Below are 16,941 nucleotides of genomic sequence, written 5' to 3' on the forward strand. Positions count from 1 at the left end.
GTCAAGGGGCGATGGCCCCTTGAATCATGACCCTCTTCGGCTCTGCCCCCTACTTGCCGGTGGTCACGAGATCGACCTCGGTCGTGCCCGGGCCGGACGGCCCGGCGTAAACGACATAGGCGGCATCGCCCTTGCGCCCGCCGATGGCGTAGTCCTTGCCGGTGCGGCGCACCTGCGCGCTGTAGCCCGCCTTGTCGGCCATGGCGTGGTAGAAGGCCACGACATCGCCCGCACCGATGGGCGTTGCATAGTTCACGACGATCATCGCGCAGCCCTCGCCCGCAACACCGGCCGCTTCCTGCACCGCGCCGCGCGGGTAGACGGGAAGCGCCTTGGGCACCTTGGCCGCCCAGGTGTTCGAGAAGGCAAGTTTGGTCGTGCAGTCGGTCTTGGCCAGCTTCGTCGCCCTGGCCACCTGCGCCGCGGTCGCCGCGCTTTCGGTGAGGACATTGACCCCGCCCTGGCGCGCTTCGGGCGCGGGCTTGATCGGGTGGCCCACCAGCTTTTCGGCTTTCGCGCGCGCGTCGCGGATGGCCTCGGGCGAGCGGTCCGCCGGGGGCAGGCTCACCTCGCCCTCCTCGGCCTCGAGCGCCGCGCCGGCCTGGCCGGCCATTTCCGGGTCGACCATGATGTCCTCCCCCAGAGCCCCGCTCATCGCCGGATCGCTGGCCGGAGAGGTCGGCTCCTCGGAGGTGCCGCAGCCGGCCAGGAGAACGCTCGCCAGCGCCGCGCAGGCCCAGCCGCCCGTCCGCTTTCCTCGCACAAACTCCTGCATCGTCCCGGTATCCTTCCTGCCCGCGTGCCTGATGGCACCGGGGACATGCACTCAAAGGGCAAAAGGCAGGTTAAGACCAGCGCCTTGCCCCCCGGCGTCCCATTTCGGGAAACGGCCCCGCGCAATCCTTGCGAAGGGTGAGATACCGCACACGAAAAAGGGCGCCTGCACATGAGGTGCAGACGCCCTTCCACCCACGCGGGCAGGCCGTGAAGCGTGCCTGCACCGCAGGGCGTGCCCCCACCAGCGCGTCGCCGTCCGCGCGGACAGGGATTTCGGGAATTGGGGGAAGGTCACGGTCGGGACAGGGCCGCTCCATCAGGAGAGGGAGAGAGCGATCGGAGCGCCCCTGTCCGCAGCACGTGAGCCTGTGCGGCGCTTAGCGGCAGCGCTGGCCGCCGCGATCGACCTCGCGGCCAAGCAGGGCGCCTGCCGCCGCGCCGAGCACCGTACCGAGCGTGCGGTCACGCCCGCCGTCGATCTCGCGGCCCAGGAGCGCGCCCGCCGCACCGCCGATCAGGAGGCCGGTGGTGCCGTCCTTCTTCTCGCAGTAGTAGCGCCCGTTGTTGCCGCGCCACACGCGGCGGGGCTGGTCGTAGCCGCGATAGTTGGTGCGGCCATAACCCCGGCGGCGGTCCTCGCGCGAATAGCGGTGACGGTCGCGGCCATAGCTCTGCGTATCGGTCTGGTTCACCTCGAACGCGCTAAACGCCACAGGCGCAGGCTGCGCGGCCTGGCTCTGGATGGCCGCCGAAGCGGGAACAGCGGTGGCGATGCTGGCGCTCGCCGCCACCAGCGCGGTTGCCTTGAAGAATGCGTGCATCGGTGTTCTCCTCGATTGCGGGACCCGGGCCCGGTGGACGGGGGCCTATCCGCGGTACGCATTCAGGTTTAGGGCATCGAAGCTGAACGGAGTGCAACGGCGCTGTCAGATTCCCCTTTTGCGACGAAATGATACGATTGCGGGGGTGGGTCGCGGCCCAAACTGCCGAATTCACCTTCCACACCCCACGCTGGCGCAGAGAGGTGAACTCACCAATTCGGGGGTCAAGGGGCGATGGCCCCTTGAAAAAGTCCTTCCTTCCCTATTCTTCTGGCCCCCTGCCTGCCCCTCCTCGAAAGTCCCCCCGATGACCGCCCCTACCTCAAGCCCTGCCAGCGGCCTGCCTTATGCGCTGGGGACCTATGTCTTCTGGGGCCTGTTCCCGCTCTACTTCGCGGCGCTGCGCCATGTGCCCGCGTTCGAGATGGTGGGCTGGCGCATTGTCTTCACGCTGCCCTTCTGCGCGGTGCTGGTGCTGTGGCGGCGCAACATCGGGGCGGTGCTGACGGCCCTGCGCAATCCGCGCACGCTGGGCATCCTCGCAGCCAGTTCGCTGTTCATCGGGGCCAACTGGACGATCTACGTCTGGGCGGTGCAGAGCGGCCACGTCCTGGCCGCGAGTCTCGGCTATTACATCAACCCGCTGCTCAACGTGCTGGCGGGCACACTTTTCCTGAAGGAGCGGCTCTCGCGCCTGCAGTGGGGTGCGGTGGCGCTGGCCGCGCTCGGCGTCGCCATCCTCGCCTTCAATGCGCTGACGATGCTGTGGGTGAGCCTGGGGCTCAGCCTCTCGTTCTGCTGCTACGGCCTCTTGCGCAAGCGCGTGGCGGTGGAGGCATTGCCCGGGCTCGCGGTCGAATCGCTGTTCCTGCTGATCCCGGGGATCGCCATCGTCACCAACCAGGCGCTGTCACCTGCGGGGTCGAGCCTGGGGCAGTCGCTCACGACCGACGCCCTGCTGGCGCTCGCCGGGGTATTCACCGGCCTGCCGCTGCTGCTCTTCGCCATTGCCGCGCGGCGCATGGACTATTCGACGCTGGGCTTCGTCCAGTTCGTGACGCCCACGCTCGTCTTCCTGCTGGGCGTCTTCGTCTTCCGCGAAGAGGTGCGCACGACCCAGATCGTGTGCTTCGCCTTCATCTGGAGCGCGATCGTGCTGTTCAGCCTCGACCTCCTGCGCCGCCGCAAGCGGACACGCGCAGGAGCGAGACCAAAGGCAGCCTGAAGTTTAGAGGGCGCCTGCGAAGCGCAGCGGTTCGCCCTGTGCGCGCTCGCCCAGCTGGCCTTCCCACATCGCGGTGTGGCCGCGCACGATGGTGCCGACGACGCGGCCTTCCAGCTCCATGCCGGTGAACGGCGACCAGCCGCAGCGGCTTTCCAGCCAGTCCTCGGTGATGGTGAAGGTGCCCTTGCGGTCGATCACGGTGAAGTCGGCGTCATATCCGGTCGCGATACGGCCCTTGCCGACAAGGCCGAAGACGCGCTGCACGCCCGAGGAGGTCATGTCGATCAGGCGCTCGAGCGTCATGTTGCCCTTGGCGACATGGTCGAGCATCAGCGGCAGCAGCGTCTGCACGCCGGGCATGCCCGAGGGGCTCGCCGGGTAACTCTTGGCCTTTTCCTCCTTGGTATGGGGCGCGTGGTCGGACCCCAGCACGTCGGGCACGCCCTGCTGGAGCCAGTGCCACAGCCCGTCGCGGTGCGCCCTGGAGCGGATCGGCGGGTTCATCTGCGCGTAGGAGCCCAGGCGCGGATAGGCGTCCTCGGCCCAGAGCGTGAGGTGCTGCGGGGTCACCTCGCAGGTCGCGATGTCGCGGTGCTGGGCGATCAGCTCCAGCTCGGCGGGCGTGGTGATGTGGAGGATATGGATCGGGCGCTTGGCCTCGCGGGCGAGGCGCAGGATGCGCTTGGTGGAGAGCATCGCGCTCTCATCGTCGCGCCAGACCGGGTGGCTGGAGGGATCGCCCTCGACCCGCTCGCCCTTGCGCGCGTTCATGCGGTCCTCGTCCTCGGAGTGGATCGCGACGCGGCGCGTACCGCTGGCCAGCACGCGGGCCAGTTCCGGATCGTGGGCGACGAGCAGGTTACCGGTCGAGGCGCCCATGAAGATCTTGACGCCCGCAGTGCCCGGAATGCGCTCCAGATCGGCGAGGTCAGGCGCGTTTTCGGCGGTTGCGCCCACGTAGAAGGCGTGGTCGCAGTACATGCGGTGGTAGGCGCGGTCGAGCTTGTCCTGGATGCGCATCACCGAATCGGTGTTCGGATTGGTGTTGGGCATCTCGAAGACGGCGGTGATGCCGCCCATGACCGCCGCGCGGCCACCGCTCTCGAGGTCTTCCTTGTGTTCGAGGCCCGGCTCGCGGAAGTGGACCTGGCTGTCGATGACGCCGGGCAGCACGTCGAGCCCGGTGCAGTCGATGCGGCGCGCGGCATCGGGGTAGGACCCCACGCCCAGGATCTTGCCGCCGCGCACGGCAACGTCCGCCACGCCCGAACCGCTGGGCGTGTGCACGGTGCCGCCGGAAAGTACGAGTTCGGGTGCCATGTCAGCCGGGTCAGTCATGTCGCTTGCGCCTCTTCTGTCTTGGGGTCCCGCGCGTGAAGGCGGGGGTCATGCACGTCGAACTAGGACCGGCGCGCAGGGCGCGCAAGGCACGAGAGCGCCAAACCGCCCTCTTTCGGCCCCAATTGGAGGGCAATTTGCCCTGCACATCTGTCCAACAGGAGCGCCCATGCCCCTCGCCGAGCCCGCGCCTGCGCCGCCGATCCTCTCCCAGGAGAGCACGGCGCAGAGCTTTGACCTTGCGGACCTCGGCACCGAGGAAAACACAATCGATTTCAGCGCAGTACAGCGGCGCTGTGCGCCCGCCTCGCGGCCCGGCGAGATCGTGGTCTGCGCCCCCGATCCCGAGGCCGAGCGCCTGGGCACGATACCCGGCGCGCAGGACTTCGAGCCTTCCCGGAACGGCCCGCCCCGCGCGGCAATCAAGCTGACCGAGAATATCGAGGCCGACGTCCACGTCGATTCGTACGGGCTGCCCAACGGAATGGTGAGCAACCGGGTCATGGTCGGGGTCAAGGTCGCGTTCTGAGCGCACGCGAAAAGGCCCGGCCCGCACGCCGACCTTGCCAGAAGATCGGCCCACAGACCGGGCCCGGTTCGGTACCCGCCGGTGATGGTGGTGGTTGGCAGGTGCCGGGGTGCCTGCCGGGTTATCCCGTCAGGCGAACGTGCCCGCGCGCGCGATCTCGCTGGCGGCCTTGCGGCCGACCGGCGCCTCGCGGTCCTGCAGGTAGTCAGGAAGCGTCGCCTTGTCGCCGATCTTGCCGATCACGAAGGCCGCTTCGAGGCGATGGTCGGCGGGCACGCCAAGCGCCGCTTCGGCTTCGCCGAACTTGATGCCGGTCATGCCATGGGTGTGATAGCCCAGCGCCTGCGCCTGCAGGGCCGCAGCCATCCACGCCGCGCCCGCATCGAAGCTGGCGCTGTAGTTGTCCGAATTGCCCTTCTCCGAGCGCATCTGCGTGTCCGAGACGACAAAGACCAGCGCCGAGGCGCTCTGCGCCCAGCCCTTGTTGAAGTCGATCAGCTGCGAGAGGAATAGGTCCCAGTTGGCATCGCCCTTGACCGCGTAGAGGAACGTCCAGGGCTGCACGTTGTACGCCGAGGGCGCCCAACCGGCCGCCTCGAAGATCACGTCGAGATCTTCCTGGGGAATCGCACTTCCATCGAAGGCGCGGGGCGACCAGCGATCAACGATCAGCTTCTCGACCTTGGCGTGGGCAGTGCGTCCGAGCGATTGGGCAGTCATGTCGGGATATCCTTGGCAATCGGGATGGGAGAGAGGCGAAAGGGATGACAGCAAAGACCACTAGCGCGCCGAGAGAGTCGGCGCGCTGGCAACCTTCGCCAAAACCGTCAGGCGGCATCCACCAGGACGATTTCCGCATCCTCTAGCGCGGTTACCGCGAGGCTGGAAAGGCCCGTAATCGCAACGCCATCACGCGCCTCAGCCTCCACGGCCTCGCCCCCTGACGCTCCATCGGCCACGCGAATACGCCCGCGCGTCGAGACCAGGTAGAGATGGCGGCCCGGCGCGGCTTCGTAGTGCGCGGTTTCGCCCTCCGGAACGGTCGCGCCCAGCACGCGCGCATCGGCGCGGATCGGCAGCGCGTTGCCATCGCCGTCCTGCCCGCTGGCAAGCGCCACGAAGCGGCCCGCGCGGTCGTCCTTCGGGAAAGGCCGTGTGCCCCAATCCGGCGCCCCGCCGCGGCTGTCGGGCAGGATCCAGATCTGGAATATCTGGGTCTCTTCGGCTTCCAGGTTGTATTCGGCGTGCTGGATGCCGGTGCCCGCGCTCATCACCTGGACATCGCCCGCGACCGTGCGGCCCGCGTTGCCCATGTTGTCCTGGTGGGTGATCGCGCCTTTCCGCACATAGGTAACGATTTCCATGTCGCGGTGCGGGTGGGGGGGAAAGCCCGTCTGCGGCGCGATGGTGTCATCGTTCCAGACCCTCAGGCGCCCCCAGTTGGTGCGCGCGGGGTCATGGTAGTTGGCAAAGGAAAAGTGATGGTGGGCATCGAGCCAGCCATGGTTGGCCGCTCCGAGCCCCGCAAAGGGACGCAGCTCGATCATGCTATTCAACTCCTGGGGCGAAGAGGCCGCCGTCCCATCTTGCGGCGCCCCCTCGAAAGGGCGGTCCGGCCCTTGAAGGGCTCTGGCGGACCATTTTTGCGAACCGAAGGGCCCCGGGGATCGATGGGAGGGGCGCTTTCGCGTGTCTCGTCCCAGATAGGCGTTTTCATTTGATCGGAAAATTGCGATAAAATAGATAGAAATGTTCAAGGATCTTGAATGCCCAACCTGGTAACCCCCAGTCTCGACCACCTGCGCATCGTCCTCGCCGTCGTCGAGGAGGGCAGCTTTGGAGGCGCGGCGCGCAAGCTGGGACGGGCGGTCTCGGTCGTCAGCTATGCCGTGGCGCAAGTCGAAGCCCAGCTCGATCTGGTGCTGTTCGAACGCGAAGGCTCGCGCAAACCCGTGCTGACGAAGAACGGGCGGGCCCTGCTCGCCGACATGCAGATCATCCGCGAGGACAGCGAGGCGCTGCTCGCCCGCGTGCGCAGCCTGCGCCAGGGGCTGGAGGCCGAACTCGCGCTTGCGGTCGACGTCATGGTGCCCGGACAAGTCCTCGCTCCCCTCCTGCGCGCCTTCCAGGAGCGCTACCCGCGCGTGCCGCTGCGCCTTCACATCGAGGCGCTGGGCGCGGTGGCCGCCTCGCTGATCGAGGGCCGCGCCAGCCTCGCCATCGCCGGGCCCGACCTGCCCCAGCTTGGCGACTTCGAACGCGAGGTGATCGGCGCGGTGGAAATGGTGCCGGTCGCGGCGCCCTCGCACCCGCTCGCACAGCAGGCCCGGATCGCTCCGGGCGACACCCGCCGCCATCTCCAGCTTGTCCTCACCGACCGCTCAACGCTCACGCAGGGCCATGATTTCGCGGTGATGAGCCCGCACACCTGGCGCCTTGCCGATCTGGGCGCCAAGCACGCGCTGCTGCGCGAAGGCATAGGCTGGGGCTCGATGCCGCGCGATGCGGTGCGCGGCGACCTTGCCGATGGCACGCTCGTCGCGCTCGACCTGCCTGAGCGGCGGATGATGTCCTACCACCTCCTCGCGCTGTGGCGGCGCGACAACCGGCCCGGCCCCGCCGCGCTGTGGGTGCTGGAGGAACTGCGCACGCGCCTTGCGGAACACGCCGCCAGCACGGCCTGATTCGCAGCTTGGGATCTTGCACTTGGCCGCAATCTCCCCATGTGCTCAGACATGAGCGCCACCCGACTGTTCGACCGAGCCGTGATCCGGCTTTCCGCCCGCCCCGACACCGGCGAAGACGTCGCCGCCTTCCTGCAGGGACTCGTCACCTCCGACGTGAAGGGATCGCTGCCCGTCTGGGCCGGCCTGCTTACAGCGCAAGGCAAGGTCCTGTTCGATTTCCTGGTCTGGCCCTCGGGCGATGACCTCCTGATCGACTGCGAGGCGAATGTCGCCGACGCGCTGGTGAAGCGCCTCTCGATGTATCGCCTGCGCCGCGCCATCGACATCGCGCGCGAGGATCACCTCGTCGTCCACTGGCGCCCCCACACCGGCGACGGCGCGGCCTCCGACCCGCGCCTCTCCGCGCTGGGCGAACGCTGGATCGCGCCCTTCGACCCCAACGACCCGGACGATATCGTGACCGGCGCGGACGAAGCCTGGCGCGCGCATCGCCTCAAGCACGGCGTGTGCGAGGGCCGCGCGGAACTGGGCGATGGCGAACTGCTCTGGCTGGAATGCAACGCGACCGAACTGCACGGCGTCAGCTTCACCAAGGGCTGCTACGTCGGGCAGGAAAACACCGCGCGCATGAACTGGCGCCAGAAGATCAACCGCCGCCTGGTCGTGGTCCCGCTCGAAAGCTCGAACGAGAAACGCCGCCGTGCCGCCTACACCGACCTTGGCCTTGCGGTGGATCACCTGCGCGTCGCGGACATCCCGGCCGAGTGCGTGCCGGGCTGGATGGAACTGACGAAGGACGAGGCGGAGTAGGATAGAAGGGATTTTCCGAGGGCCATCGCCCTCGGGCTCCCCGAACTGTCCAGCGCAGCTGTACCCCGCCGCGTTGGCGGATATGGAGGGGCAAAGCCCCTCCTAAATCTCCTCACCTTACGCAAGCTGCGGGAGCTGAGAAAGCTGAGGTTGCCGAGTCTGGGGTCCAAGGGGCGATGGCCCCTTGCATCCCTTTTTCTTCAGGCGCTGAGCGGCTGCGCGCTGCTGCGCTCGTAGGCAACCCGGCCGAGTGGGGGCATTACCCGCCATTCGAGCGGGGCCTCGTAGCAACGCACCGCAACGGCTTCCCCGCGCGCCGCGCTGAAGCGCTCTTCGATGCGGAAGCTGTCCTCGAAGCCTGCGGCAAGCAGAACGCGCGCGTCGCTCTCGCTGTCGAGCGGCTCGTAGGCCACGATACGGTGGTGGCCCAGCGCGCGGGCGTGGTCGAGCATGGCCCGCACCGCCTCGCGGGCGAAGCCCAGGCCGCAGAACCGGCCCTTGATCCAGTAGACAAGCTCCACTTCGCCGCGCTCCCCGGCCACAAGGCCGATATGACCCACCAGGCGCGCCCCTCCCGGCGCACGCAGATAGATCATGAACTGGGGCAGGCGCTGGTCACGCTCGCCTTCCAGCAGCGCGCGCACCTCACCAAGGGACCGGGGCAACCCGGGCACAGTCAGTGTACGGGGCACGGCATCCGAATTGAGGGCCTCGAAGATATCTTCGAGATCCTCCGGCCAGCCGGGCCTCAGAAACAACCTCTCCGTGCGGATGAACATCGTACGTCTCTCCGTCGTTTTTTCTTTTCCGCAACCAGCCTTATGCAACACCCAAACTCACATTGCACGGAAATTGCGCAAAAGAGCTTCGCTCCTGCCGTAAAGGGTCTGAAGTCTGGACATTAAGAACACGACAGCAGGAGGCTCCGGTGCCCTGCGGATTGCCTTCAGGCGGCGAATCGCCGGGTGGATCGCACCACCCGATTCGCACAGGCCCCAGCGTGGATTTCAGGCCGCCTTGCGGACCATGCCTGCATCGCCCGCGTCCCCGTCCGAGCTCCCATCTTCCAGCGCGAGCGTGTACTCGAGCGCCATGGCGCTTTCGCCCCGGCCGGAACTGTAGCGCTCGACAAGGCGTCCGGTAGGCCGGAAACCGGTCTTGCGCAGGACCGCACCCGAGGCGGGGTTGTCGATGAAGTGGCTCGCAACAAGGTGCGTGTGACCCAGCGTACGGGCGAGCGAAAGGACCCCGCGCGCCGCTTCGCTGGCATAGCCCCGGCCCCAGTGCGCGCGTGCGATCCAGTAGCCCAGCTCGACACCGTCGCCCTGCGCGGCCCCGTCACCGAGATTGGCAAGGCCAATGCAGCCCAGGATCGGGGCGCCGGGAAGGTCCGGACGCGTGATGAGAAAGGTGGGCAGGCCGTGCTCGGCCGGGCGCGCCAGGAAGCGCGCGGCATCGCCCGGCGCATAGGGCCAGGGGGCGGACGCCAGGTTGCAGACGACCTCGGGATCCGCAATCGCGGCATAGAGTTCGTCCCGGTCCTCGGCCCAGCCGGGCCGCAGGAACAGCCGTTCGCTGCGAAGGAACATTGTCTCTCTCCATTCATCAGCCCCGCGCGGGCCGCTTAGGCGCTGCGCGTGACAACCCGGTTACGCCGCATCCACAGGTGCGCGGCGATCCCGGAGGTTCGAGCCCCGTCGCCGGCCGTGCCGGTCAACAAAAGCGATGAAATGAGGGAGACATGCAAAGAGGGAGACAGGCCAGGCCCTCTCCCTCGTGCAGCCGAAACCTTACAAGGTTCGGCAGGGCCATCCTGTCCGGATGGCCCCTATGGCGACCATCCGCTTATTCGGCGGCTTCAGCCATCGCAGCGTCGACCGACACGTACTTGCGGCCAAGCTTGCCATCGTGGAAGCGTACGCGACCTTCGGTCAGCGCGAACAGGGTGTGATCCTTGCCCATGCCGACGTTGACGCCCGGGTACACCTTCGTGCCACGCTGACGGATGATGATGTTGCCGCCGATCACTTCCTGACCGCCGAACTTCTTGACGCCAAGGCGGCGGCCAACGGAGTCGCGGCCGTTACGCGACGAGCCGCCTGCTTTCTTATGTGCCATCTCGTTTTCCTTTCGAAATTCGGCGCTTAGCCGACCGAGGTGATGCGAAGCAGCGTAAGCTGCTGGCGGTGGCCGTTCTTGCGGCGATAGTTGTGGCGGCGACGCTTCTTGAAGACGATGACCTTCTCGCTCTTGGCCTGCGCGATGATCTCGGCCGAAACCGAAACCTTCGACGCGTCGACGACATCGCCGTCCTTGCCTGCGATCAGAACATCACCCAGCGTGATGGTCTCGCCAGCTTCACCAGCCAGCTTTTCAACCGCGATCTTGTCTCCGGCGGCAACCCGATACTGCTTGCCGCCCGTGCGCACTACTGCGAACATGGTGCCCTTACCTAATCTCGTGTGTGCCCGAAACGAGCCGAAACAATGTTTTTGCCCCGGCCGCTTTGGTCCGACGAAGAACCGTGGGAAGCCTTGCGGGCGACGCACCGACATACACGCTGCAAATCGAGGATCTGAATGCGCGATGCCGGAAAGAGAGCGAGCCGTTAGGGCACACGACGATTCGTGTCAACCGAAAGAGTCGGCTCTCCTGCGCCTTCCCATATGCGAAAAGGCGCCCGAGGCTTTCCAACCGGACGCCACCATGGCGCCCGCTATCGCGCGCTCCTTTGCACGAAACGCGTGGAGCGCCAAGCGATTCGCTGTCGATCCCGTGCGCGCGCGTGCTATGAGCGGCGCCATGACCACGCGCCCTGCCCGCTTCATCCGCCGTTTCCCGCGCCCTGCCGCGCTTGCCCTGCCGCTTGCGGTGGCTCTTCTTTCCTCCGGGTGCGCCAGCACGCGCGACTACCCCTCGCTCTCGATCCGCGAGGTCGAACGCAACATGCGCGCGCGCCCGAGCAAGGCCGAGGAAGCCGAAACGCCCCAACTGCCTGCTGCCAGCGCCGACCTTGCGACTCGCCTCGACGGCCTGGTCGCGATGGCGCGCACCGCGGACAGCCAGTTTGCGGATGAAAAGAACAGGGCCCAGCGCGCGGTCGCCGCAGCGGGCGGGCGCACCAGCGATTCGTGGAGCGCGGCCCAGATCGCGCTCGCCGCGCTCGAAAGCCACCGCTCGCACGCGATGACCGCGCTGGCCGAACTCGACCAACTCTATGTCGATGCGCGCGACGAAGCCCCGCTTGCCCCTTCGCCCAAGGCCGAATCGATCGCGGCCGCACGCGATACGGTCAGCGAAATCATCTCGGCACAGGATTCGGTGATCGACGGTCTCTCGGCACGCCTCGCGGGTTGATCGCCGCGGGATGAAAGGCCCGCAAAACGTGAAAACCCCTCCCCGCACAGGCGAGAAGGGGTTCCCGAACGCCTGATCCGCAAAACGCCTGCAAGCCCCCCGGCACCGGCATTCCAGGATCAGGTGGTCAAAACCGCAAAGGTCCCGACCGGCGGTGCGCTGCCACCATGACGAGGCGCGCACACTCCAGCGACGAGAAGACCATGTACCCTCAGACAGTCTCGTGCAGGGCCTGGAGGATGGCTTGCCATGGCTTGGGATGGGGGGAATTGATGCGGATCAACTTTGGGCATTTCGCGTAAGACCGCAGGCCAGAGGCACGCGATGAAGGGAATTGCGAGAAAAGATGATTCCGAGGGCCATCGCCCTCGGGCTCCCCGAACTGTCCAGCGCAGCTGTCTCCCACCGCGTTGGCGGATATGGGGGGCAAAGCCCCTCCAGGATCATCCGATGCGTATCCTCACCTTCCGCAAGCTGCGGGCGCGGAAAAAGCTGAGGTCGCCCGTTTTGGGGTCAAGGGGCGATGGCCCCTTGAAGATCTGCCTTCTTAGCTCCCGGCCACGGCGCTGTCCCAGCGGGCGATATCCTCGAAATCTTCCTCGCGCGGTTCGATCCAGCGCCAGGTGCCGCCAACCTTCTCGCGCTTCCAGAACCAGGACTGGCTCTTGAGGTGGTCCATCGCAAAGTCGGCCGCAGCAAAGGCATCGCGCCGGTGGCGTGCGGCCGCAGCGACCAGCACGATGGGATCGGCCGGTGCCATCTCGCCGCTGCGGTGCAGGATGAGGAGCCCATCGAGGGCCCAGCGCCCGCGCACCTGGGCGGCCAGTTCCTCCATCGCGGGAAGCGTGAGCGGTTCGTAGTGCTGGAGTTCGAGCGCCTCGACCCCGCCGCCCGCGCGCACCTGCCCCAGGAAACTGACGATGCCGCCAGCTGCGGGATGGGCGCGGGTAAAGCGATCCACTTCCTCACCGGGGGTGAAAGCCTCGGTCAGCAGGCGGACGTCGCTGCGGGTCGGCCCTGCGCTCATCCGCCGGAGACCGGGGGCAGGAAGGCGATTTCATCGCCGTCGCGCAGCACCGGCGCGTCACGGTCCTGAAGCAGGATGCCGTTGACGGCGAGCTTCACGCGCGGTTCGCGCAAGGCGCTTGCCAGTTCCGGGCCCAGGCTGTCGATCGCCTCGTCGAGCGTGCCAGCCAGTTCCACTTCGCGCGCGCCGCAGCCTGCGACGTCTTCGAGCTTGCCCAGAAACACCATGTTGAGCGCCATCTTCGCCTTATCCTCCGGTCATCGACATGTGACGGGAAAGCGCTGGCGCGGCGCCCGGTTCCTCAATGGCGAAGTGATGGCGTTCGGGCTTGATGCGCATCGCGGTATCGAGCGCGTCCTGAAGCGCCCGCTCGGGCGCGTCCGAGCGCAGCGCCGCGCGCAGGTCCACCTGCTCGTTTCCACCAAGGCAGGCGTAGAGCTGGCCCGTCGCGGTCACGCGGATGCGGTTGCAGCCCTCGCAGAAATTCTGGGTGAGCGGGGTGATGAGCCCCAAGCGCCCACCGGTCTCGGCAATATCGAAATAGCGCGCCGGGCCGCCCGTGCGGTGCTCGCTGGGCTGGAGCGTCCAGCGCTTTTCCAGGTCCTCGCGCACGGCCAAGAGCGGCAGGTAGTGATCGAAGCGGTCTTCCTCCACCTCGCCCAGCGGCATGACCTCAATCAGCGTGATCTCGAAGCCCTGCCCATGTGCCCAGGCGATGATGTCGGGGATTTCGGCCTCGTTGATGCCCTTCAGGGCGACCGTGTTGAGCTTGACCGAAAGCCCCGCCTCGCGCGCGGCCTGCAGGCCTTCGAGCACCTGCGGCAGCGAATCGCGGCGCGAAAGAGCGGCGAAGCCCTCCCGGTCGAGCGTGTCGAGCGAGACGTTGACGCGCTTCACCCCGGCGGCCGCCAGGCCATCGGCAAATTCGGCCAGGCGCGTGGCGTTGGTGGTGAGCGTGAGTTCATCCAGCCCGTCGCCGATCTTGCGCCCCAGCGCCTGGACCAGCTCCATCATGTCGCGGCGCACCAGCGGCTCGCCACCGGTCAGGCGGATCTTGCGGATGCCGCGCGCAATGAAGCCGAGCGAGAGCTCGTGCAGTTCCTCAAGGCTGAGCACGTCCTTGCGCGGCAGGAAGGTCATGCGTTCGGGCATGCAATAGGAACAGCGCAGATCGCACCGATCGGTTACCGAAAGGCGCAGGTACGTGATCCGGCGCTGGAACTGGTCGACAAGGGGAGCAGCTGAGGTCATCTGCCCCGTCATACCATTGACATGGCACCATTACCATCGAGAGCGAAAAGCTGGCCCGTGATCGCCTGCACGCCCTCCAGCCACTGCCGTGTCGCGGTCAGCGCCTCCATGCTGTCGGTCTCCACCGCGTTGACGCGCGAAGGGGCATAGCGGCGGGCGAGCCCCTGCACGGTGGCGAGCCGCCAGGCCCGGTGATCCGGCCCCGCAGGTTCGAAGACCAGAGTCAGCGGGTCCGCCCCGCCCCCCAGTGTCAGCTCGACGCCGGGCAGGACACGCGCGTGAAAATCGCTCGACGCCTCAAGCGGATCCTCGGCCAGCGGGCCGACATAGAGCAGCTCGCCCATGCCCATGCCCTTAGCGGCGGTGCCGGGTCAGGGTAATGCCGATCTTCTCGCCCGCCTCGGCAATCGCGAGCTTCACGATCTTGACGGTGACCGCGGTAATCCGCGCGTCCTGCAGGAAGAGCGTGTCGCAGACATGGTCGGCCACGGCCTCGATCAGCGTGAAGTGGACGCCTTCGGGAATCGCGCCCGAGGCCGCGAACTTCAGGTCCATGTAGTTCTTGCTCGCCTCGAGCGGGGTGTCGGGCGTGTAGTGCGGCGCCGGCTTCAGAGCCACGGAGATCGTGAAGCGCAGCGGCTGCGGCTTGCCGGTCTCTTCGGAATAGATCCCGGTGAGGACGTCCTGTTCGAAGTCGGCGACTTCAAGGATAAGCGAATCGGTCATGGCGCCCCTTAGTGCGATTTGGCCGCGCAGGGAAAGTGCCCGTAGGCCCTAACGCTTCTTCTTCGTGATCGGCGCGTTGAAATCGGGGTCCTTCTTGGCCACCCACGCGACGAACTTGGCAATGGTCGGATCGTCCAGAAGCCCCTGCGCCTCCATCCCGAAACGCTCCAGCTGTGAGTTGGTGAAGTGGGTGATGATCGTGCGCTGGCAGATCGGGTGCATCGGCACCGTGTCCTTGCCGCCCCGGCTCTTGGGAATGGGATGGTGCCAGACGATCTCCGCCCCGGTCACCCGCCCGCACAGCCAGCAGTCGGGCGGCGGCGCGGCCTCTTCCTCGGTCTCGTCGTCCAATTCCCAGTCATTGCGGCGTTTGCGGGCCATGGTGTGCTTTCGATAAGGCTTGATCGCGCGCCCTGTTGGCATAGAGCGCGCCGCTGTGACAGGACTTAATGCGATGACCGCCCCACAAGACACCCCCGCGAGCGACACAACGCTCCCCCGCCCGCAGCGCCGCCTGCTCGCGCGCCTGTTCAACGCGCGCACGAGGCCCATCTGCGTCGACGGGCGCGAATTGCTGACGTTCCAGGAGGCCAAACGCTACCTGCTCTCCCTCGAACCCGAAGCGCGCGAGGCGGCCTACCAGGCGATCAAGACGCAGGAGGAGAGGCAGGAAGAAGGATAGTTTCCGAGGGCCAACGCCCTCGGGCTCCCGGAATCGGTGAGGTTTGGGCGGGGTTGCAGCCGAGCGCGAGCTTTCAGTGGAACATGCGGCGGGAATGCGCCCTAGTTGGTCGCTCCACCAAGTTCCAAGTACGCCTAGGAGCGGACATTCAAGACGATCATGCTGCGGATTCCAGTCCTACCACCTTATTCCGTTTCAACTGGAAGATTGTCCGACGGACGGGAGGCAACATCATTACGGCGTGCTTCGCGGTAATATGGAAAGGTCGTGCCGAAAAAGCTCAGAAAGCTCTTCCAGAGTCGCGAAGGTCCAGGTCGGAACGTTCAGCATGCGCTCTTGCCGTGCCGCTCGGTCAGGATCAGGCCTCTGTTCTTCACGATAAGCTTGCGCAACGGCGCGGTCCGTCCGTGATTTATTGCCCATTTCGAAAATTTCGCGCAGTCGCTCATAGACTGCTGGATCTTCAAAAAGGTACTGGCTCTCGCGCATCTTCTCCGCGAACAAACTGATCCGCGCGTCAGCCTTCTCATCCTGTTCCTGCAACGCGGCGATATGGAGAACGAAGTCAGCAGTCGCCTCGAAAGTCGCCAAGCGCCGCTGGAAGAGCTCGGCACGTAGTTTCGCTTCTTCCAGTTTGACCTGTCTGTCCAATATGTCGGCCTGCTTATCAGTGATGTCGGCTTGTCTTCTGGCAATACCGACCTGCTTAGAGCCCACGACAACCGCGCCGATAACGGCAGCTAAGCCACTCGCCAATGTAGCAAAGGACGGCCAATCAAATTCGCACCACTGGATAAGAGAATTTCCGCAGCTCACCAATATGTCTTACCCCCGCGTTTACTAACTTCATCACGAAAGTAGCGAGAGAGACATTGCTGCACAATGATTGGAAGCGATAACATTGGTGCAGGGTGCGCTCGACGGCAACGCGCCCATTGTCGCAGTCCAGCACCTCAATTCCATTGCTCGAATGCGGTCACCTGTTCCGCTTGGGCTAAGCCTAGAGCGCGAAAAAGCGGCCGGTCTGCTAACGACCGATAGCGGACATTATAGGGCCGGGAGTGACTGCGGGTTACGGGCCTGTTAGGTGAGACCGCTAATGGCGATCGGAAGTCGATCAGCCTTCAGGAGAGTATGCGTGCTTTTTCACACCATGGTCGGATCGAACGACATTGAGCGATCCAAGCGCTTCTACGACACGGTGCTCGGCACCTTGGGTGCAGGGGAAGGGACGCGGAACATCGCCGACAGCGGCCATATCCGTCTGATCTACAATAACGGCAACGGAACCAACTTCATCGTCAGCCAGCCGATCAACGACGAACCGGCAAGCGTCGCCAACGGCAGCACGGTCGCCTTTTCCTGCGACTCGCCCGAGCAGGTGAAGCAGCTTCACGATACCGCCGTTGCCGCTGGCGGAACCTCCATCGAAGCTCCGCCCGGACCACGCGAAACTGCCTCCATGGGCACCATCGAACTGGCCTATTTTCGTGACCCCGACGGCAACAAACTGTGCGGAATTCATTTTCCTGCCTGATCCGTCCAGCATGAGTCTGCTTCTAAAACTAGCGGACTTCGATCATGCGATCCCGCGAATGTCCGCTTTCCACCCCATTTCGGTCATGGGAGCACGCCATAGCTTTGCCTGAAAGCGGACAGGCAACTGACAGCACTTTCTGTCGAAATGCGGAAATTTCGCTACCGGCCCGTC

The 16,941-nt window shown here is 66.0% G+C and carries 23 protein-coding genes; 7 read left to right on the forward strand and 16 right to left on the reverse strand.

What is annotated here, in order from left to right:
- Positions 1 to 49: 49 nt before the first annotated feature.
- Positions 50 to 775, reverse strand: a complete 726-nt coding sequence (locus tag LC060_RS16965; RefSeq protein ID WP_226637701.1) for a hypothetical protein — start codon at positions 773 to 775, stop codon at positions 50 to 52.
- A gap of 379 nt (positions 776 to 1,154) precedes the next feature.
- The gene (locus tag LC060_RS16970; RefSeq protein WP_226637703.1) at positions 1,155 to 1,598 is read right to left on the reverse strand and encodes a glycine zipper 2TM domain-containing protein; all 444 of its coding nucleotides are present in this window, start codon (positions 1,596 to 1,598) and stop codon (positions 1,155 to 1,157) included.
- Between the two features lie 307 nt (positions 1,599 to 1,905).
- On the opposite strand from LC060_RS16970, the gene rarD reads away from it, so the two are divergent.
- The gene (gene rarD / locus LC060_RS16975; protein ID WP_226637705.1) at positions 1,906 to 2,823 is read left to right on the forward strand and encodes an EamA family transporter RarD; all 918 of its coding nucleotides are present in this window, start codon (positions 1,906 to 1,908) and stop codon (positions 2,821 to 2,823) included.
- Between the two features lie 3 nt (positions 2,824 to 2,826).
- On the opposite strand, the gene LC060_RS16980 is transcribed toward rarD, so the two are convergent.
- Positions 2,827 to 4,161, reverse strand: coding sequence for a dihydroorotase (locus LC060_RS16980; RefSeq protein ID WP_226637706.1), 1,335 nt, complete (start codon positions 4,159 to 4,161; stop codon positions 2,827 to 2,829).
- A gap of 169 nt (positions 4,162 to 4,330) precedes the next feature.
- Between LC060_RS16980 and LC060_RS16985 the strand changes: the two genes are divergently transcribed.
- Positions 4,331 to 4,690: a hypothetical protein gene (locus LC060_RS16985; protein ID WP_226637708.1), complete on the forward strand. Its 360-nt coding sequence runs from the start codon at positions 4,331 to 4,333 to the stop codon at positions 4,688 to 4,690.
- A gap of 129 nt (positions 4,691 to 4,819) precedes the next feature.
- Here the strand turns inward: LC060_RS16985 and LC060_RS16990 are convergent, their stop codons facing one another.
- Positions 4,820 to 5,410, reverse strand: a complete 591-nt coding sequence (locus LC060_RS16990; protein WP_226637710.1) for a nitroreductase family protein — start codon at positions 5,408 to 5,410, stop codon at positions 4,820 to 4,822.
- Positions 5,411 to 5,517: 107 nt separating this feature from the next.
- Positions 5,518 to 6,237 carry a pirin family protein gene (locus LC060_RS16995; RefSeq protein ID WP_226637713.1) on the reverse strand — a complete coding sequence of 240 codons (720 nt, stop codon included), beginning with the start codon at positions 6,235 to 6,237 and terminating at the stop codon, positions 5,518 to 5,520.
- Between the two features lie 219 nt (positions 6,238 to 6,456).
- Here LC060_RS16995 and LC060_RS17000 point away from each other — a divergent pair, with 219 nt between their 5' ends.
- Together LC060_RS17000 and LC060_RS17005 are read left to right on the forward strand one after the other, a co-directional pair.
- Complete coding sequence (locus tag LC060_RS17000; RefSeq protein ID WP_039390316.1) at positions 6,457 to 7,374, forward strand: LysR family transcriptional regulator; 918 nt, start codon at positions 6,457 to 6,459, stop codon at positions 7,372 to 7,374.
- A 51-nt stretch (positions 7,375 to 7,425) separates the two neighbouring features.
- Positions 7,426 to 8,187, forward strand: coding sequence for a YgfZ/GcvT domain-containing protein (locus LC060_RS17005; RefSeq protein ID WP_226637715.1), 762 nt, complete (start codon positions 7,426 to 7,428; stop codon positions 8,185 to 8,187).
- Between the two features lie 200 nt (positions 8,188 to 8,387).
- On the opposite strand, the gene LC060_RS17010 is transcribed toward LC060_RS17005, so the two are convergent.
- The 4 genes from LC060_RS17010 to rplU all read right to left on the reverse strand — a co-directional run bounded on the left by LC060_RS17010 (position 8,388) and on the right by rplU (position 10,628).
- Positions 8,388 to 8,966 (reverse strand): GNAT family N-acetyltransferase, encoded by a 579-nt coding sequence (locus tag LC060_RS17010; RefSeq protein ID WP_226637717.1) that lies wholly within the window; start codon positions 8,964 to 8,966, stop codon positions 8,388 to 8,390.
- Between the two features lie 228 nt (positions 8,967 to 9,194).
- Positions 9,195 to 9,776 carry a GNAT family N-acetyltransferase gene (locus LC060_RS17015; protein WP_226637719.1) on the reverse strand — a complete coding sequence of 194 codons (582 nt, stop codon included), beginning with the start codon at positions 9,774 to 9,776 and terminating at the stop codon, positions 9,195 to 9,197.
- Between the two features lie 256 nt (positions 9,777 to 10,032).
- On the reverse strand, positions 10,033 to 10,305 hold the full coding sequence (gene rpmA / locus LC060_RS17020; RefSeq protein WP_226637721.1) for a 50S ribosomal protein L27: 273 nt from the start codon (positions 10,303 to 10,305) through the stop codon (positions 10,033 to 10,035).
- A 26-nt stretch (positions 10,306 to 10,331) separates the two neighbouring features.
- Entirely contained in the window at positions 10,332 to 10,628 is a 297-nt protein-coding gene (rplU, locus tag LC060_RS17025) for a 50S ribosomal protein L21 (protein ID WP_039390312.1), read from the reverse strand.
- 361 nt (positions 10,629 to 10,989) lie between these two features.
- Between rplU and LC060_RS17030 the strand changes: the two genes are divergently transcribed.
- Positions 10,990 to 11,544: a hypothetical protein gene (locus LC060_RS17030; RefSeq protein WP_226637724.1), complete on the forward strand. Its 555-nt coding sequence runs from the start codon at positions 10,990 to 10,992 to the stop codon at positions 11,542 to 11,544.
- A gap of 547 nt (positions 11,545 to 12,091) precedes the next feature.
- On the opposite strand, the gene LC060_RS17035 is transcribed toward LC060_RS17030, so the two are convergent.
- Genes LC060_RS17035 through LC060_RS17060 form a run of 6 tightly spaced genes read right to left on the reverse strand, consistent with a single transcriptional unit; the run spans position 12,092 to position 14,929 of the window.
- Entirely contained in the window at positions 12,092 to 12,571 is a 480-nt protein-coding gene (locus tag LC060_RS17035) for a molybdenum cofactor biosynthesis protein MoaE (RefSeq protein WP_226637726.1), read from the reverse strand.
- Complete coding sequence (locus tag LC060_RS17040) at positions 12,568 to 12,810, reverse strand: MoaD/ThiS family protein (protein ID WP_226637727.1); 243 nt, start codon at positions 12,808 to 12,810, stop codon at positions 12,568 to 12,570. Before LC060_RS17040 ends, LC060_RS17035 begins: the two co-directional genes overlap by 4 nt.
- Before the next feature lie 7 nt (positions 12,811 to 12,817).
- Positions 12,818 to 13,822 carry a GTP 3',8-cyclase MoaA gene (gene moaA, locus LC060_RS17045; RefSeq protein WP_226637729.1) on the reverse strand — a complete coding sequence of 335 codons (1,005 nt, stop codon included), beginning with the start codon at positions 13,820 to 13,822 and terminating at the stop codon, positions 12,818 to 12,820.
- 8 nt (positions 13,823 to 13,830) lie between these two features.
- Complete coding sequence (locus tag LC060_RS17050; protein ID WP_226637731.1) at positions 13,831 to 14,166, reverse strand: Rossmann fold domain-containing protein; 336 nt, start codon at positions 14,164 to 14,166, stop codon at positions 13,831 to 13,833.
- A 10-nt stretch (positions 14,167 to 14,176) separates the two neighbouring features.
- Entirely contained in the window at positions 14,177 to 14,548 is a 372-nt protein-coding gene (locus LC060_RS17055; RefSeq protein ID WP_226637733.1) for a dihydroneopterin aldolase, read from the reverse strand.
- A gap of 48 nt (positions 14,549 to 14,596) precedes the next feature.
- Positions 14,597 to 14,929: a hypothetical protein gene (locus LC060_RS17060; RefSeq protein WP_226637735.1), complete on the reverse strand. Its 333-nt coding sequence runs from the start codon at positions 14,927 to 14,929 to the stop codon at positions 14,597 to 14,599.
- Between the two features lie 73 nt (positions 14,930 to 15,002).
- Here LC060_RS17060 and LC060_RS17065 point away from each other — a divergent pair, with 73 nt between their 5' ends.
- Entirely contained in the window at positions 15,003 to 15,230 is a 228-nt protein-coding gene (locus LC060_RS17065) for a hypothetical protein (RefSeq protein ID WP_226637737.1), read from the forward strand.
- A gap of 234 nt (positions 15,231 to 15,464) precedes the next feature.
- On the opposite strand, the gene LC060_RS17070 is transcribed toward LC060_RS17065, so the two are convergent.
- Positions 15,465 to 16,046 carry a hypothetical protein gene (locus LC060_RS17070; protein ID WP_226637739.1) on the reverse strand — a complete coding sequence of 194 codons (582 nt, stop codon included), beginning with the start codon at positions 16,044 to 16,046 and terminating at the stop codon, positions 15,465 to 15,467.
- 322 nt (positions 16,047 to 16,368) lie between these two features.
- On the opposite strand from LC060_RS17070, the gene LC060_RS17075 reads away from it, so the two are divergent.
- Positions 16,369 to 16,767 (forward strand): VOC family protein, encoded by a 399-nt coding sequence (locus tag LC060_RS17075; protein ID WP_148629212.1) that lies wholly within the window; start codon positions 16,369 to 16,371, stop codon positions 16,765 to 16,767.
- The last annotated feature ends 174 nt before the right edge of the window (positions 16,768 to 16,941 follow it).

Source organism: Novosphingobium profundi (assembly GCF_020524485.1).
Classification (GTDB): Bacteria; Pseudomonadota; Alphaproteobacteria; order Sphingomonadales; family Sphingomonadaceae; genus Novosphingobium; species Novosphingobium profundi_A.

Excerpts from the sequence above, each read along its gene's own strand:
- LC060_RS16965 (WP_226637701.1), bottom strand. The coding sequence starts at position 775 with ATGCAGGAGTTTGTGCGAGGAAAGCGGACGGGCGGCTGGGCCTGCGCG.
- LC060_RS16970 (WP_226637703.1), bottom strand. The coding sequence starts at position 1,598 with ATGCACGCATTCTTCAAGGCAACCGCGCTGGTGGCGGCGAGCGCCAGC.
- rarD (WP_226637705.1), top strand. The coding sequence starts at position 1,906 with ATGACCGCCCCTACCTCAAGCCCTGCCAGCGGCCTGCCTTATGCGCTG.
- LC060_RS16980 (WP_226637706.1), bottom strand. The coding sequence starts at position 4,161 with ATGACTGACCCGGCTGACATGGCACCCGAACTCGTACTTTCCGGCGGC.
- LC060_RS16985 (WP_226637708.1), top strand. The coding sequence starts at position 4,331 with ATGCCCCTCGCCGAGCCCGCGCCTGCGCCGCCGATCCTCTCCCAGGAG.
- LC060_RS16990 (WP_226637710.1), bottom strand. The coding sequence starts at position 5,410 with ATGACTGCCCAATCGCTCGGACGCACTGCCCACGCCAAGGTCGAGAAG.
- LC060_RS16995 (WP_226637713.1), bottom strand. The coding sequence starts at position 6,237 with ATGATCGAGCTGCGTCCCTTTGCGGGGCTCGGAGCGGCCAACCATGGC.
- LC060_RS17000 (WP_039390316.1), top strand. The coding sequence starts at position 6,457 with ATGCCCAACCTGGTAACCCCCAGTCTCGACCACCTGCGCATCGTCCTC.
- LC060_RS17005 (WP_226637715.1), top strand. The coding sequence starts at position 7,426 with ATGAGCGCCACCCGACTGTTCGACCGAGCCGTGATCCGGCTTTCCGCC.
- LC060_RS17010 (WP_226637717.1), bottom strand. The coding sequence starts at position 8,966 with ATGTTCATCCGCACGGAGAGGTTGTTTCTGAGGCCCGGCTGGCCGGAG.
- LC060_RS17015 (WP_226637719.1), bottom strand. The coding sequence starts at position 9,776 with ATGTTCCTTCGCAGCGAACGGCTGTTCCTGCGGCCCGGCTGGGCCGAG.
- rpmA (WP_226637721.1), bottom strand. The coding sequence starts at position 10,305 with ATGGCACATAAGAAAGCAGGCGGCTCGTCGCGTAACGGCCGCGACTCC.
- rplU (WP_039390312.1), bottom strand. The coding sequence starts at position 10,628 with ATGTTCGCAGTAGTGCGCACGGGCGGCAAGCAGTATCGGGTTGCCGCC.
- LC060_RS17030 (WP_226637724.1), top strand. The coding sequence starts at position 10,990 with ATGACCACGCGCCCTGCCCGCTTCATCCGCCGTTTCCCGCGCCCTGCC.
- LC060_RS17035 (WP_226637726.1), bottom strand. The coding sequence starts at position 12,571 with ATGAGCGCAGGGCCGACCCGCAGCGACGTCCGCCTGCTGACCGAGGCT.
- LC060_RS17040 (WP_226637727.1), bottom strand. The coding sequence starts at position 12,810 with ATGGCGCTCAACATGGTGTTTCTGGGCAAGCTCGAAGACGTCGCAGGC.
- moaA (WP_226637729.1), bottom strand. The coding sequence starts at position 13,822 with ATGACCTCAGCTGCTCCCCTTGTCGACCAGTTCCAGCGCCGGATCACG.
- LC060_RS17050 (WP_226637731.1), bottom strand. The coding sequence starts at position 14,166 with ATGGGCGAGCTGCTCTATGTCGGCCCGCTGGCCGAGGATCCGCTTGAG.
- LC060_RS17055 (WP_226637733.1), bottom strand. The coding sequence starts at position 14,548 with ATGACCGATTCGCTTATCCTTGAAGTCGCCGACTTCGAACAGGACGTC.
- LC060_RS17060 (WP_226637735.1), bottom strand. The coding sequence starts at position 14,929 with ATGGCCCGCAAACGCCGCAATGACTGGGAATTGGACGACGAGACCGAG.
- LC060_RS17065 (WP_226637737.1), top strand. The coding sequence starts at position 15,003 with ATGACCGCCCCACAAGACACCCCCGCGAGCGACACAACGCTCCCCCGC.